This is a genomic window from Streptomyces sp. NBC_01426, from assembly GCF_036231985.1.
In the GTDB taxonomy this organism is placed as follows: domain Bacteria; phylum Actinomycetota; class Actinomycetes; order Streptomycetales; family Streptomycetaceae; genus Streptomyces.
Window position 1 is genome coordinate 5,470,389 of the sequence record NZ_CP109500.1, and the last position, 13,331, is coordinate 5,483,719.

10 protein-coding genes are annotated in these 13,331 nt (G+C 70.2%); 6 read left to right on the forward strand and 4 right to left on the reverse strand.

What is annotated here, in order from left to right:
* The first annotated feature begins 124 nt into the window (after positions 1–124).
* Positions 125–3,241, forward strand: a complete 3,117-nt coding sequence (locus OG906_RS24285) for an efflux RND transporter permease subunit (protein ID WP_329445737.1) — start codon at positions 125–127, stop codon at positions 3,239–3,241.
* A 335-nt stretch (positions 3,242–3,576) separates the two neighbouring features.
* On the opposite strand, the gene nadA is transcribed toward OG906_RS24285, so the two are convergent.
* Positions 3,577–4,764, reverse strand: a complete 1,188-nt coding sequence (gene nadA, locus OG906_RS24290) for a quinolinate synthase NadA (RefSeq protein ID WP_267826026.1) — start codon at positions 4,762–4,764, stop codon at positions 3,577–3,579.
* Positions 4,765–5,071: 307 nt separating this feature from the next.
* Here nadA and erpA point away from each other — a divergent pair, with 307 nt between their 5' ends.
* Entirely contained in the window at positions 5,072–5,428 is a 357-nt protein-coding gene (erpA, locus tag OG906_RS24295) for an iron-sulfur cluster insertion protein ErpA (RefSeq protein WP_053676136.1), read from the forward strand.
* 132 nt (positions 5,429–5,560) lie between these two features.
* Here erpA and OG906_RS24300 read toward each other — a convergent pair whose 3' ends face one another.
* Entirely contained in the window at positions 5,561–7,018 is a 1,458-nt protein-coding gene (locus OG906_RS24300) for a hypothetical protein (protein WP_329445740.1), read from the reverse strand.
* Between the two features lie 111 nt (positions 7,019–7,129).
* The gene (locus tag OG906_RS24305; RefSeq protein ID WP_267798590.1) at positions 7,130–7,345 is read right to left on the reverse strand and encodes a hypothetical protein; all 216 of its coding nucleotides are present in this window, start codon (positions 7,343–7,345) and stop codon (positions 7,130–7,132) included.
* A 133-nt stretch (positions 7,346–7,478) separates the two neighbouring features.
* Here OG906_RS24305 and OG906_RS24310 point away from each other — a divergent pair, with 133 nt between their 5' ends.
* Positions 7,479–8,456 carry a carbohydrate kinase family protein gene (locus OG906_RS24310; protein ID WP_267798589.1) on the forward strand — a complete coding sequence of 326 codons (978 nt, stop codon included), beginning with the start codon at positions 7,479–7,481 and terminating at the stop codon, positions 8,454–8,456.
* Between the two features lie 77 nt (positions 8,457–8,533).
* Here OG906_RS24310 and OG906_RS24315 read toward each other — a convergent pair whose 3' ends face one another.
* On the reverse strand, positions 8,534–9,913 hold the full coding sequence (locus OG906_RS24315) for an aminotransferase class V-fold PLP-dependent enzyme (protein WP_329445743.1): 1,380 nt from the start codon (positions 9,911–9,913) through the stop codon (positions 8,534–8,536).
* 283 nt (positions 9,914–10,196) lie between these two features.
* Between OG906_RS24315 and ctaC the strand changes: the two genes are divergently transcribed.
* The 3 genes from ctaC to OG906_RS24330 are packed head-to-tail and all read left to right on the forward strand — an operon-like array spanning position 10,197 to position 13,329.
* Complete coding sequence (ctaC, locus tag OG906_RS24320) at positions 10,197–11,207, forward strand: aa3-type cytochrome oxidase subunit II (protein ID WP_053676070.1); 1,011 nt, start codon at positions 10,197–10,199, stop codon at positions 11,205–11,207.
* Complete coding sequence (ctaD, locus tag OG906_RS24325; RefSeq protein WP_053676069.1) at positions 11,204–12,934, forward strand: aa3-type cytochrome oxidase subunit I; 1,731 nt, start codon at positions 11,204–11,206, stop codon at positions 12,932–12,934. The genes ctaC and ctaD overlap by 4 nt, the downstream gene beginning before the upstream one ends.
* Complete coding sequence (locus OG906_RS24330) at positions 12,931–13,329, forward strand: cytochrome c oxidase subunit 4 (RefSeq protein WP_053676068.1); 399 nt, start codon at positions 12,931–12,933, stop codon at positions 13,327–13,329. The genes ctaD and OG906_RS24330 overlap by 4 nt, the downstream gene beginning before the upstream one ends.
* Positions 13,330–13,331: the final 2 nt, after the last annotated feature.

Below are 13,331 nucleotides of genomic sequence, written 5' to 3' on the forward strand. Positions count from 1 at the left end.
CCGCGCGTAAGGACGGGACCTGGGGGCGACGAAGCGGCGCCCCCGGGTACGAAAGGCTGAGGGGCCCTCGCTTGTCCCCGACGGTGTCACCTCGCCGCCGTCACCGAATGAGAGATCCTCCACCATGTCGTGGCTGTCCCGCTTCAGCCTGGCCCAGAGAGCACTGATCGGCCTCGTGTCGATCATCGCGCTCCTCTTCGGCGCCATAGCCGTCCCGCAGCTCAAGCAGCAACTGCTGCCGTCCATCGAACTGCCGATGGTGTCCGTGCTCGCGCCCTACCAGGGCGCCTCGCCCGACGTGGTGGAGAAGCAGGTCATCGAGCCGATCGAGGCCACCCTCAAAGGCGTCGACGGCATCACCGGCATCACCTCCACCGCCAGTGAGGGCAACGCCCTCGTCATGGCGACCTTCGACTACGGCGACAACGGCACCAAGCAGCTCGTCGCCGATGTCCAGCAGGCCGTCAACCGGGCCCGCGTCCGGCTGCCCGCCGACGTGGACCCGCAGGTGGTGGCCGGTTCCACCGACGACATCCCGACCGTCATCCTCGCCGTCACCTCGGACAAGGACCAGCAGGCCCTCGCGGACCAGCTGGAGTCCTCGGTGGTCCCCGTCCTCTCGGACATCGAGGGCGTCGGCCAGGTCACCGTGGACGGGGTCCGGGACCTCCAGGTCACCGTCACCCCCGACAACGCGAAGCTCGCGGCCGCCGGCCTCGACGCCGGCGCGCTGAACAAGGGCCTCCAGGCCGGCGGCGCCACCATGCCGGCCGGCTCCTTCGACGAGGAGGGCACGAACCGCACCGTCCGCGTGGGCGCCGGCTACACCTCCCTCGCCCAGCTGGAGGACCTGCGGCTGAGCCCCGGCCCCGGCAAGCCGGCCGTCCGCCTCGGCGACGTGGCCGCGGTGAAGCAGGAGCCGGCGCAGGCCGTCTCCCTCACCCGTACCAACGGCAAGCCCAGCCTCGCCCTCGTCCTGACCATGGACAAGGACGGCAGCGCCGTCGCGATCTCCGACGCCGTCAAGGACAAGCTGCCCGAGCTGCGTTCCACCCTCGGCTCCGGCGCCGACCTGGCCGTAGTCACCGACCAGGGCCCGGCCGTCGCCAAGTCCATCTCCAGCCTCACCACCGAGGGCCTGCTCGGCCTGGTCTTCGCGGTGATCGTGATCCTGGTCTTCCTCGGCTCCCTGCGCTCGACCCTGGTCACCGCGGTCTCGATCCCGCTGTCCGTGGTCCTCGCGCTGATCGTGCTGTGGACCCGCGACCTGTCGCTCAACATGCTGACCCTGGGCGCCCTCACCATCGCCATCGGCCGCGTCGTCGACGACTCGATCGTGGTCCTGGAGAACATCAAGCGGCACCTCGGCTACGGCGAGGAGCGCGAGGCCGCGATCATCACCGCCGTCAAGGAGGTGGCCGGCGCGGTCACCTCGTCCACGCTGACCACCGTCGCGGTCTTCCTGCCCATCGGCCTCGTCGGCGGAATGATCGGCGAGCTCTTCGGCTCCTTCTCGCTCACCGTCACCGCGGCCCTGCTGGCCTCGCTGCTCGTCTCGCTGACGGTGGTACCGGTCCTGTCGTACTGGTTCCTGCGCGCCCCGAAGGGCACCTCGCAGGACCCGGACAAGGCCCGCCGCGACGCGGAGGAGAAGGAGGCGCGCAGCCGGCTCCAGCGCCTGTACGTGCGCGTCCTGGGCTTCGCGACCCGCCGCCGACTGACCAGCGTGGCCATCGCCGTCGTGGTCCTCGTCGCCACCTTCGGGATGTCCCCGCTGCTGAAGACCAACTTCTTCGACCAGGGGGAGCAGGACACCCTGACGGTCAAGCAGGAGCTGGCCCCCGGCACCTCGCTGGCCGCCGCGGACGCGTCGAGCCGCAAGGTCGAGCAGGTCCTGGCCTCGGTCGACGGCGTCAAGGACTACCAGGTCACCGTCGGCTCCTCCGGCTTCATGGCCGCCTTCGGCGGCGGCACGGGCTCCAACCAGGCCTCGTACCAGATCACGCTGGAGGACTCCGGCAAGGCCGAGTCCGTCAAGAAGAGCATCGAGACCAGGCTGGCGGCGCTCGACGGCGTCGGCGACACCCGCATCATCGCGGGCGGCGGCTTCGGCAGCTCCAACCTGAGCGTGGTCGTCAAGGCCGGCGACGCCGACGTGCTGGCCAAGGCCGCCGCCCAGGTCCAGGCCGAGGTGGCGAAGCTCAAGGACGTCACCGACGTACAGAGCGACCTCTCCCAGTCGGTGCCCCGGATCTCGGTGGTCGCCGGCCCCAAGGCCGCCGAGGCGGGCCTGGACCAGGCCGCGCTGGGCGCGATCGTCGCGCAGTCCGTCCGGGGCATCCCGGCCGGCAAGGCCGTACTGGACGACACCGAGCGGGACATCCTCGTGCGGTCGGCGCAGCCGGCCACCACCCTGGCCCAGCTCCGGGCGCTCCCCGTCGGCCCGGTCAAGCTCGGTGACATCGCCGAGGTCAAGGTGGTCCCCGGCCCGGTCGCGATGACCCGGATCGACGGCGCCCGCGCCGCCACCATCACGGCCAGGCCGGTCGGCGACAACACCGGCGCGGTCGGCACGGAACTCCAGAGCCGGATCAAGGCGCTGGACCTGCCCGCGGGCGCCACCGCCTCGATCGGCGGGGTCTCCGAGGACCAGGACGACGCGTTCGCCTCCCTCGCCCTGGCCATGCTCGCCGCCATCGCGATCGTCTTCATGCTGCTGGTCGCGACCTTCCGTTCGCTGGTCCAGCCGCTGATCCTGCTGGTGTCCGTGCCGTTCGCGGCGACCGGCGCGCTCGGCCTGCTCATCGTCACCGGCACCCCCATGGGCGTCCCGGCGATGATCGGCATGCTGATGCTCATCGGCATCGTGGTGACCAACGCGATCGTCCTGATCGACCTGGTCAACCAGTACCGCGCCCAAGGCCTCGGCGTCGTCGAGGCGGTCATCGAGGGCGGCCGGCACCGGCTCCGCCCGATCCTGATGACCGCCCTCGCGACGATCTTCGCGCTGCTCCCGATGGCGCTCGGCGTCACCGGCGAGGGCGGCTTCATCTCGCAGCCGCTCGCGGTCGTGGTCATCGGCGGCCTGATCAGCTCGACGCTGCTGACCCTGCTGCTCGTGCCGACCCTCTACACGATGGTCGAGCTGTTCAAGGAGCGCCGCCGGGCGAAGAAGCGGGCCCGCCTGACGGTGGTCCCGAGCCCCGCCCCGACCGAGGACGAGACCCCGGTCAAGGTCTGACGCCACCGGGGCCCTTCCCGTGGGCGTACGAGGGACGCGGCCACCCCGGTCCCGGGAACGGCGAAGGGGCGCCCGGCGGCAAGCCGGGCGCCCCTTCCTGGTGCACGCACGACGCGTACGCACGACGTGCACGAACGACGTGTACGAAACGACCCGTGTTCGAGGGGTCCGCTAGGCCCTGTCGTCAAAGTCTCGCCTGGCCCGCGGCGCCCGGTACCGCACCTCGCCGCGTTGTCGGGGCACCCGAGTATGTCCAGTACACGGGCGCCGCTGCGCCTTGCGATGCACGGCACCGGACACCGCGGGCCCTACCGGCGCCACTTTGACGACAGGACCTAGGGAAGCGCGAGCATGCGCTCCAGGGCGAGCTTCGCGAAGCTCTCGGTCTCCTTGTCGACCTCGATCCGGTTGACCAGGTTGCCCTCGGCGAGGGATTCCAGGGTCCAGACCAGGTGCGGCAGGTCGATGCGGTTCATCGTCGAGCAGAAGCAGACCGTCTTGTCGAGGAAGACGACCTCCTTGTCCTCGGCGGCGAATCGGTTCGCCAGCCGGCGGACCAGGTTCAGCTCGGTGCCGATGGCCCACTTGGAACCGGCCGGGGCCGCCTCCAGCGCCTTGATGATGTACTCGGTGGAACCGACGTAGTCCGCGGCCGCCACGACCTCGTGCTTGCACTCAGGGTGGACCAGGACGTTCACGCCGGGGATGCGGGCGCGGACGTCGTTGACGGAGTCCACCGAGAACCGGCCGTGCACCGAGCAGTGCCCACGCCACAGGATCATCTTGGCGTCGCGCAGCTGCTCGACGGTCAGGCCGCCGTTCGGCTTGTGCGGGTTGTAGAGCACGCAGTCGTCCAACGACATGCCCATGTCGCGGACCGCGGTGTTGCGGCCGAGGTGCTGGTCGGGCAGGAAGAGCACCTTCTCGCCCTGCTCGAAGGCCCAGTCCAGGGCCTTCTTGGCGTTGGACGACGTGCAGATCGTGCCGCCGTGCTTGCCGGTGAAGGCCTTGATGTCGGCCGAGGAGTTCATGTAGGAGACCGGCACGGTGTCGCCCGCGATCCCGGCCTCGGTCAGCACGTCCCAGCACTCCGCGACCTGCTCGGCGGTGGCCATGTCGGCCATCGAGCAGCCGGCCGCGAGGTCGGGGAGGACGACCTTCTGGTCGTCGGACGTGAGGATGTCCGCGGACTCGGCCATGAAGTGGACGCCGCAGAAGACGATGTACTCGGCCTCCGGCTTGGCGGCCGCGTCCTTGGCCAGCTTGAACGAATCGCCGGTGACGTCCGCGAACTCGATGACCTCGTCGCGCTGGTAGTGGTGGCCGAGGATGAAGACCTTGTCCCCGAGCTTCTCCTTGGCCGCGCGGGCGCGCGCCACCAGGTTCGGGTCCGACGGCGAGGGCAGGTCGCCGGGGCACTCCACCCCGCGCTCGCTCTTGGGGTCGGCTTCGCGGCCGAGCAGCAGCAGGGCAAGGGGCGTCGGCTGGACGTCCAAAGGCTGGGCGGTGGTCACGACACGCACCCTTTCTGTTCTGCGACTAGGTACTTCCGAGGAAGCGCTTCGACTTCTCGTCTATTTGACGTTATCTATCATAACCGCTTCACGTCAGTTTGACGATGCCCGATAGCGTCGATGTGACGAATTCGCCCGCCCCGGAACTCGCTCGTCCGTCGGGTTCGTCCCCCCGTGCCGGTGTGCGAGCATGAATATCGAGACAAGGTGCGGGACCCGGAATGAATCCGCGATCGCGCTGGTTGCCACCGACGGCAAGAGTCCGACGTTTCCCCAGCCTCCGGCGGGGAGCCGCCCACTTCGGGAGTGAATGCAGATGTCCGTACAGGACGACAAGACCACTGTGAGCGACGGCATCCTCCTGTCCGACGCCGCCGCCGTGAAGGTCAAGACCCTGCTGGAGCAGGAAGGCCGTGAGGACCTGGCGCTGCGCGTGGCCGTCCAGCCCGGTGGCTGCTCGGGCCTGCGCTACCAGCTCTTCTTCGACGAGCGCTCCCTCGACGGCGACGTCGTCAAGGACTTCGACGGCGTCAAGGTCGTCACGGACCGGATGAGCTCGCCCTACCTCCACGGTGCCTCCATCGACTTCGTCGACACCATCGAGAAGCAGGGCTTCACCATCGACAACCCGAACGCCACCGGCTCCTGCGCCTGCGGCGACTCGTTCAGCTAAGCCTGTACGACGAGGGCCCGCGCACCGGTCGAGTACGACTGGTGCGCGGGCCCTCTCGCATGTCGGGCACCTCGCGGCTCGCATGTCGGCAATCGCCGCCCGGGGCCCCGTCGCGACGGGGCCCCGGGCGGCTCACCCGCGGGGGAGCGGCTTGCCCGTGGTCGCGTCGACCACCTTCCGGTCGCCGAGCGGCTCCTTGAGGGTCACCGTCCGGGACATCTCCTCCGCGATCATGATGCAGCTCTGACCCGGCTTGTTCGGGGTGTCGGTGATCTTCACCAGTACGGACCCGCCCTCCTCGCGCGCCTCGACGGCGTAGGCGCTGCACACCCCGCCCCAGAAGTTCACGGTCAGCTTCCGGTCGGCCTCGGCGTACGAGAACCCGGGCACGGTGCGTCCCCCCGTCGGCGGCACCGGCGCCGGAGCGGTGCTCTCCTCGGCCGAGGCCGGCTGGACCACCGTGTGGCCCGCCGCGCCGTCCTTCCCGGCCACCTCGAAGTGCCAGGCCGGAACCAGACCCCGCGCGCCGTTCACCGTCCCGGGCGCCAGCCCGAGCACGGCGCCCCGCACGGTCTCCGTCCGCGGCGGCTTCATCGGGCGCGGCTCCGGGTTGCAGGGCAGCGTGTCGGTCGCCCCGACCGGGGTGTCCGGAGTCAGCGGAACCGAGGTCGCGCAGCCGCTCGGGCCCGTACCCGTGCCGTTCGACCCCGACTTCCCGGCGTTCAGACGGGCCAGCGCCTCGACGGCCCCGACCACCGACTGCTCGGCGGCCCGGACCGGCGCCTTCAGCTCGCCGCTCGCCGTCACCACCCGGGAGTCCGGACCCACGCTCACCTTGCTCGACCAGCCCTGCGTGGGCAGGTCCCCGACCACGGGGTCCGCCGTCACCACCCGGGCCGAGCCCTGCGCCAGGCGGGCGTCCAGCTTCGCGCCGGCCTGACCCGCGGCGGCCAGCACCGGGGCCGCGGCGGCCTTGGCGGCCTCCTCGGAGACCGGAGTGGCGCCGGCGGAGCCCTGCGGCTCCTGCGGGTCCTTCGGGAGGGTGGCCGGGCCGCAGGTGTCCTGACCGCGCTTGCAGGAGTCCCCGCCCCCGCCGTTGTCACCGGCCGGCTGGAAACGGTTGAACGTCCAGGTGCCGGGAGCCTTGAGGGCGACCGTCAGCCGGGGCCCGGAACCGTCGGCGCCCTCGCCGGCCAGCCACTGCTCGCCCGACAATCGGGGCGCGCCGGTGACGCCCAGCGCGCTCGCCAGCCGCGCCACTTCCTCGGAGGTCACCTCGCCCGAAGCGGCGAACGTCGGCGCCTTCGCCGGGGCCTCGGGCAGCTTCACGTCCGCGCGGTACGTCACCCCGCCGCCGGACGGGTCCGGCTCGCCGGGGGCGATCCCCGGCCCCGAGGGGGTCCCGGCCTCGCGGGCCGCGGCGGCCGTGCGCTCGTTCGTCCGCCCGGCGCCGGAACCGTCGCCGTGGGCCGTCGACGCCCAGTAGGCCGTACCGCCACCCGCGAGCAGGACGGCGGCCGCGATCGAGCCGATGGCCCAGGCCGGCCGCCGTCGTGTGACGCGTGCTGTGTCGGGTTCTTCGCTGGTCACCGAATCGCTCCTTCACTCGTCCCGTCGTACGTGATGAGGGTGTGACGGAACAGGGGCGCAACCGGTTCCCCCGGGGAGCGGCCGGGGCCGGATCGATCCCGAGGAGACGACCTAGTCGCCGTACTCCGCGGTCGACGCGATCAGGCGGGCCGAGGAGGGCGGGACGCTGATGCCGTGGATCTGGGACGGTGCCACCCGGTCCGGACGCGGGCCCGCCGGGACCGCCCAGTGCGGGGCCATCCGGGCGCAGTCGCCCAGCAGTCGTGCGAAACCGGGACGGATCTCGGCGTTGTGGTCGGCGTACCCGAAGCCATCGCTGTAGGTCATGAGGGCACCGTAGGCCCGGCCCGGCGGGCGAAGAAAGGGCTACTACGGGGTAGTTTCGTACGGTCGGCCGGACGCCGAGGACCGGGTAGTTTTGAATGTCCCCCTTGCCGCCCTCCGCAGGAGCATCCACGCCGTGCGCATCGCAGTCACCGGCTCCATCGCCACCGACCACCTCATGACCTTCCCCGGCCGTTTCGCCGATCAGCTGGTCGCGGACCAGCTGCACACGGTCTCCCTCTCCTTCCTCGTGGACAACCTCGACGTGCGGCGGGGCGGTGTCGGCCCGAACATCTGCTTCGGAATGGGTCAGCTCGGCTCCCGTCCCGTCCTGGTCGGCGCGGCCGGCTCGGACTTCGACGAGTACCGCGCGTGGCTGGACCGCAACGGGGTCGACACCGAGTCCGTGCGGATCTCCGAGGTGCTGCACACCGCGCGCTTCGTCTGCACGACGGACGCCGACCACAACCAGATCGGCTCCTTCTACACGGGCGCGATGAGCGAGGCCCGGCTGATCGAGCTGAAGGCCGTCGCCGACCGGGTGGGCGGGCTGGACCTCGTCCTCATCGGAGCCGACGACCCCGAGGCGATGCTGCGCCACACCGAGGAGTGCCGCACGCGCGGGATCCCCTTCGCCGCCGACTTCTCGCAGCAGATCGCCCGCATGGACGGCGACAACATCCGCACCCTGATGGAGGGCGCGACGTACCTCTTCTCCAACGAGTACGAGAAGGGCCTCATCGAGTCGAAGTCCGGCTGGACCGACCAGGAGATCCTGGCCAAGGTCGGCACCCGGGTGACGACGCTGGGCTCCCAGGGCGTGCGGATCGACCGGGTCGGCGAGGAGCCGATCGTCGTCGGCTGCCCCGAGGAGACCGCGAAGGTGGACCCGACGGGCGTCGGCGACGCCTTCCGCGCCGGCTTCCTGACCGGCCTGGGCTGGGGCGTGGGCCTGGAGCGGGCGGCGCAGGTGGGCTGCATGCTCGCCACGCTGGTGATCGAGACGCTGGGCACGCAGGAGTACACCCTGGCGCGGGCCCACTTCATGGAGCGCTTCACCAAGGCGTACGGGGACGAGGCCGCGGCCGAGGTCCGGTCCCACCTCGCGGCGTAAGGCCGCCCCACCGTGCGGCGGGAGCCCTCCGCCGCGCATCCGGCCGGGCTCGCGCCGCGCGCCCGGCCGTACGCGTGTCAGTGCAGCCGGCGGACCGCGTACGCCACGCCCACCTCGGCCGCCGTCTCGCCCAGGTAGGCGTGGCCGCGCATCGCGCACCAGGCCGGGATGTCCAGGCGGGCGACCTCGTCGTCCGACACGACCGTCACCGTGCCGCCCACCGGGACGGTCACGATCGCCCGGGCCAGTTCGATCACCGGCTGGGGGCAGCGCAGCCCCAGGGCGTCGAGGCGCACCGCGTCCGCGACCGGTGCGCACGGCTGCGGCTCCGTCACCCCGAGCCGCTCCCGGACGTCGGCCACCGCGCGCGGCAGGACCTCCAGGAAGCCGTTCACGTCGTCGGCGGTGGTCCCGGTCGGCAGGGACACCCGTACGTTCCCCTCCGACAGCACGCCCATCGCGCGCAGCACGTGCGACGGCGTCAGGGTCGAACTGGTGCAGGACGAGCCCGAGGACACCGAGTAGCCCGCCCGGTCCAGCTCGTGCAGCAGGGTCTCCCCGTCGACGTACAGGCAGGAGAACGTGACCAGGTGCGGCAGCCGCCGGTCCGGGTCGCCGACCACCTCCACGTCCGGCACCAGCCGGGCCACCCGCCGCCGGATCCGGTCCACCAGCACCCGCAGTCGGGCCGCCTCCACGTCGGCCTCGGCGCGCACCGCCCGCAGCGAGGCGGCCGCCGCCACGATCGCGGGCAGGTTGGCGAAACCGGGGGAGCGGCCCGACTCCCTTTCGTCCGAGGGGCCTTGGGGGGAGAAGCGGACGCCCTTGCGGACCGCCAACAGGCCGACCCCGGGCGGGCCGCCCCACTTGTGGGCGCTCGCGGTCAGCAGCGACCAACCGCCCCCCACCCGGCCCCACGCCAGCGACTGCGCCGCGTCCACCAGCAACGGCACCCCGGCCGCGCCGCACACCTCGGCCACCTCCGCCACCGGCTGGACGGTGCCCACCTCGTGATTGGCCGACTGGAGACAGGCCAGCGCCGTGGTCGGGCCGAGCGCGGCGGCGTACCCCGCCGGGTCGACCGCGCCGAAGCGGTCGACCGGCACCTCGGTGACGGTGCCGCCGCCGGCCGCGTGCACCTCGGCGGCGTGCAGTACCGAACTGTGTTCGACCGCCGACACCACCAGCCGGCCGCCGACCCGCCGGCGTCCCGCCAGAGCTCCGGCGAGCCCCGTGTGAACCGCGTGCGTCCCCGAAGGAGTGAACACCAGCTCGTCGGGGCGACAGCCCACCGCCTCGGCCGCGGCCTCGCGCGCCGCGTCCAACAGCACCCGGGCGCGGCGTCCCTCCCGGTACAGCCGGGCCGGGTCGGCCCAGCCCTCGTCCAGGGCGGCCTGCAGCGCCTGACGGGCCACAGGGTGCAGCGGGGCGGCTGAGGCGGTGTCGAAGTACGGCATCGGGCCACGCTAACCGCAGGCCCGGGGCGCCCGAGGTCAGGGGCCGTCAGTTGTCCGCCGGAGTGCGCCATTCAGGGCCGGATGGCCCGTCCCCCGGACGGCGGATCCACCCCTTCGGGGTCAGTAGCGGCGCGTTGGGCACCCTCCCCGCGCGACCCCAAATAGCGTCCAGTAGGGTTTGGTCCGCATAAACATCCAAACCCCTGCCTGCGTCAGGGCCGGCGACCGACCCGAATACGGCCGCGGCCAGCCACGCGGGCCGAGACTCTCGGGAAGGCGCTACGTGAGTCCCTACGGCTCCGACCGCTCGCCGCGGCGCCCGATGCGGCGGAAGCTGCTCCAGGCGCTGACTGCGGGCGTGGTCCTGGCGACCGCCACTGGTTGCTCGTATACATGGAAAGACTTCCCTCGCCTCGGAATGCCGACTCCGGTAACTGAGGAGGCGCCGCGCATTCTCTCCCTCTGGCAGGGATCCTGGGCTGCCGCGCTGATCACGGGCATCCTGGTGTGGGGCCTGATCCTGTGGAGCGTCATCTTCCACCGGCGCAGCCGCACGAAGATCGAGGTTCCGGCGCAGACCCGGTACAACATGCCCATCGAGGCGCTGTACACCGTGGTCCCGCTCATCATCGTCTCGGTGCTCTTCTACTTCACCGCGCGTGACGAGTCGAAGTTGCTCGCCCTCTCCAAGCCGGCCCACACCATCAACGTGGTCGGCTACCAGTGGAGCTGGGGCTTCAACTACATCGAGGACGTCGACGGCGACCCCGCGACCCCGAAGCTGCCGGCCCCGTCGGTCGGCGAGGAGAAGAAGGAGGGGGCCGTCCCGGTCCCCAAGGAGCTCGCCTCCATCCCGGACCGCTTCGCCAAGGACTTCCCCAAGGGCGCCGAAGGCGTCTACACCCAGGGCGTCCCCGGTGACCGGAACCCGCAGACGGGCAACCCGGGTCCGACCCTCTGGCTCCCCAAGGGCGAGAAGGTCCGCTTCATCCTCTCGTCCAACGACGTCATCCACTCGTTCTGGGTGGTGCCCTTCCTGTTCAAGCAGGACGTCATCCCCGGCCACACCAACGTCTTCGAGGTGACCCCCTCCCAGGAGGGCACCTTCATGGGCAAGTGCGCCGAGCTCTGCGGCGTGGACCACTCCCGGATGCTCTTCAACGTGAAGGTCGTCTCGCCGGAGAAGTACCAGGCGCACCTGAAGGAACTGGCCGAGAAGGGGCAGACCGGCTTCCTGCCGGCCGGCATCAAGCAGACCGACCCGGCCCGGAACTCGGAGACGAACAAACTGTGAGCATCCTCAACGAATCTCAGGGTGCCGCCGCCGACTCGTATGAGAACGAGCTGCCGGTACGGCGCAAGCAGCCGGGCAATGTCGTCGTGAAGTGGTTGACCACCACCGACCACAAGACCATCGGCACGATGTACCTGATCACGTCGTTCGTGTTCTTCATCATCGGCGGGATCATGGCGCTCTTCATGCGCGCCGAGCTGGCCCGTCCGGGCACGCAGATCATGTCGAACGAACAGTTCAACCAGGCGTTCACCATGCATGGCACGATCATGCTGCTGATGTTCGCCACCCCGCTCTTCGCGGGCTTCGCGAACTGGATCATGCCGCTGCAGATCGGCGCGCCCGACGTGGCGTTCCCGCGGCTGAACATGTTCGCGTACTGGCTGTACCTCTTCGGCTCGACCATCGCGGTCGCCGGCTTCGTGACGCCGAACGGCGCGGCCGACTTCGGTTGGTTCGCCTACTCGCCCCTGTCGGACGCGGTGCGTTCGCCGGGCATCGGCGCCGACATGTGGATCATGGGTCTGGCCTTCTCCGGCTTCGGCACGATCCTCGGCTCGGTCAACTTCATCACCACGATCATCTGCATGCGCGCGCCCGGCATGACGATGTTCCGCATGCCGATCTTCACCTGGAACGTGCTGCTGACCGGTGTCCTGGTCCTGCTCGCCTTCCCGGTCCTGGCCGCCGCGCTCTTCGCGCTGGAGGCCGACCGGAAGTTCGGTGCGCACGTCTTCGACGCGGCCAACGGCGGCGCCCTGCTGTGGCAACACCTCTTCTGGTTCTTCGGACACCCAGAGGTGTACATCATCGCCTTGCCCTTCTTCGGCATCATCTCCGAGGTCATCCCGGTCTTCTCGCGCAAGCCGATGTTCGGTTACATCGGTCTGATCGCCGCGACGATCGCGATCGCCGGCCTCTCGGTGACGGTGTGGGCCCACCACATGTACGTCACCGGCGGTGTGCTGCTGCCGTTCTTCTCCTTCATGACCTTCCTGATCGCGGTACCGACGGGTGTGAAGTTCTTCAACTGGATCGGCACCATGTGGAAGGGCTCGTTGTCCTTCGAGACCCCGATGCTCTGGGCCGTCGGCTTCCTGATCACCTTCACCTTCGGTGGTCTGACCGGCGTCATCCTGGCCTCGCCCCCGATGGACTTCCACGTCTCCGACTCGTACTTCGTCGTCGCGCACTTCCACTACGTCATCTTCGGCACCGTGGTGTTCGCGATGTTCTCCGGCTTCCACTTCTGGTGGCCGAAGTTCACGGGCAAGATGCTGGACGAGCGCCTCGGCAAGATCACCTTCTGGACGCTGTTCGTCGGCTTCCACGGCACCTTCCTGGTGCAGCACTGGCTGGGCGCCGAGGGCATGGCGCGTCGTTACGCCGACTACCTCGAGGCCGACGGCTTCACCGCGCTGAACACGATCTCCACGATCAGCTCGTTCCTGCTCGGCCTGTCGATGCTGCCCTTCATGTACAACGTCTGGAAGACGGCGAAGTACGGGAAGAAGGTCGAGGTCGACGACCCGTGGGGCTACGGCCGTTCGCTCGAATGGGCGACGTCCTGCCCGCCGCCGCGGCACAACTTCCTCACCCTCCCGCGGATTCGTTCCGAGTCCCCGGCGTTCGACCTGCACCACCCGGAGATCGCGGCCCTCGACCACCTTGAGGACCACGGCGCCGGCACCAAGGCCGTCACCGGTGGCAAGGAGGCCGGCAAGTGAAGATCCAGGGCAAGATGTTCCTCTGGCTCTCCTTCTTCATCCTGATCATGGCCGTCGTGTACGGCGTGTGGTCGAAGGAGCCCGTAGGCACCACCGCGCTCTTCCTGGCCTTCGGCCTGAGCGTCATGATCGGCTACTACCTGGCCTTCACGGCCAAGCGCGTCGACGAGATGGCCCAGGACAACCTGGAGGCCGACGTCGCCGACGAGGCGGGCGAGCTGGGGTTCTTCTCCCCGCACAGCTGGCAGCCGCTCTCGCTGGCCATCGGTGGCGCGCTCGCCTTCATGGGCGTCATCTTCGGCTGGTGGCTCATGTACTTCTCCGCCCCGATCATCGTGATCGGCCTGTGGGGCTGGGTGTACGAGTACTACCGCGGTGAGAACCAGAACCAGTAGCA

What these genes read in the sequence shown, in the direction of transcription:
- OG906_RS24285 (WP_329445737.1), top strand. Translation starts at nt 125, where the DNA reads ATGTCGTGGCTGTCCCGCTTCAGCCTGGCCCAGAGAGCACTGATCGGC.
- OG906_RS24305 (WP_267798590.1), bottom strand. Translation starts at nt 7,345, where the DNA reads ATGACCTACAGCGATGGCTTCGGGTACGCCGACCACAACGCCGAGATC.
- erpA (WP_053676136.1), top strand. Translation starts at nt 5,072, where the DNA reads ATGTCCGTACAGGACGACAAGACCACTGTGAGCGACGGCATCCTCCTG.
- OG906_RS24315 (WP_329445743.1), bottom strand. Translation starts at nt 9,913, where the DNA reads ATGCCGTACTTCGACACCGCCTCAGCCGCCCCGCTGCACCCTGTGGCC.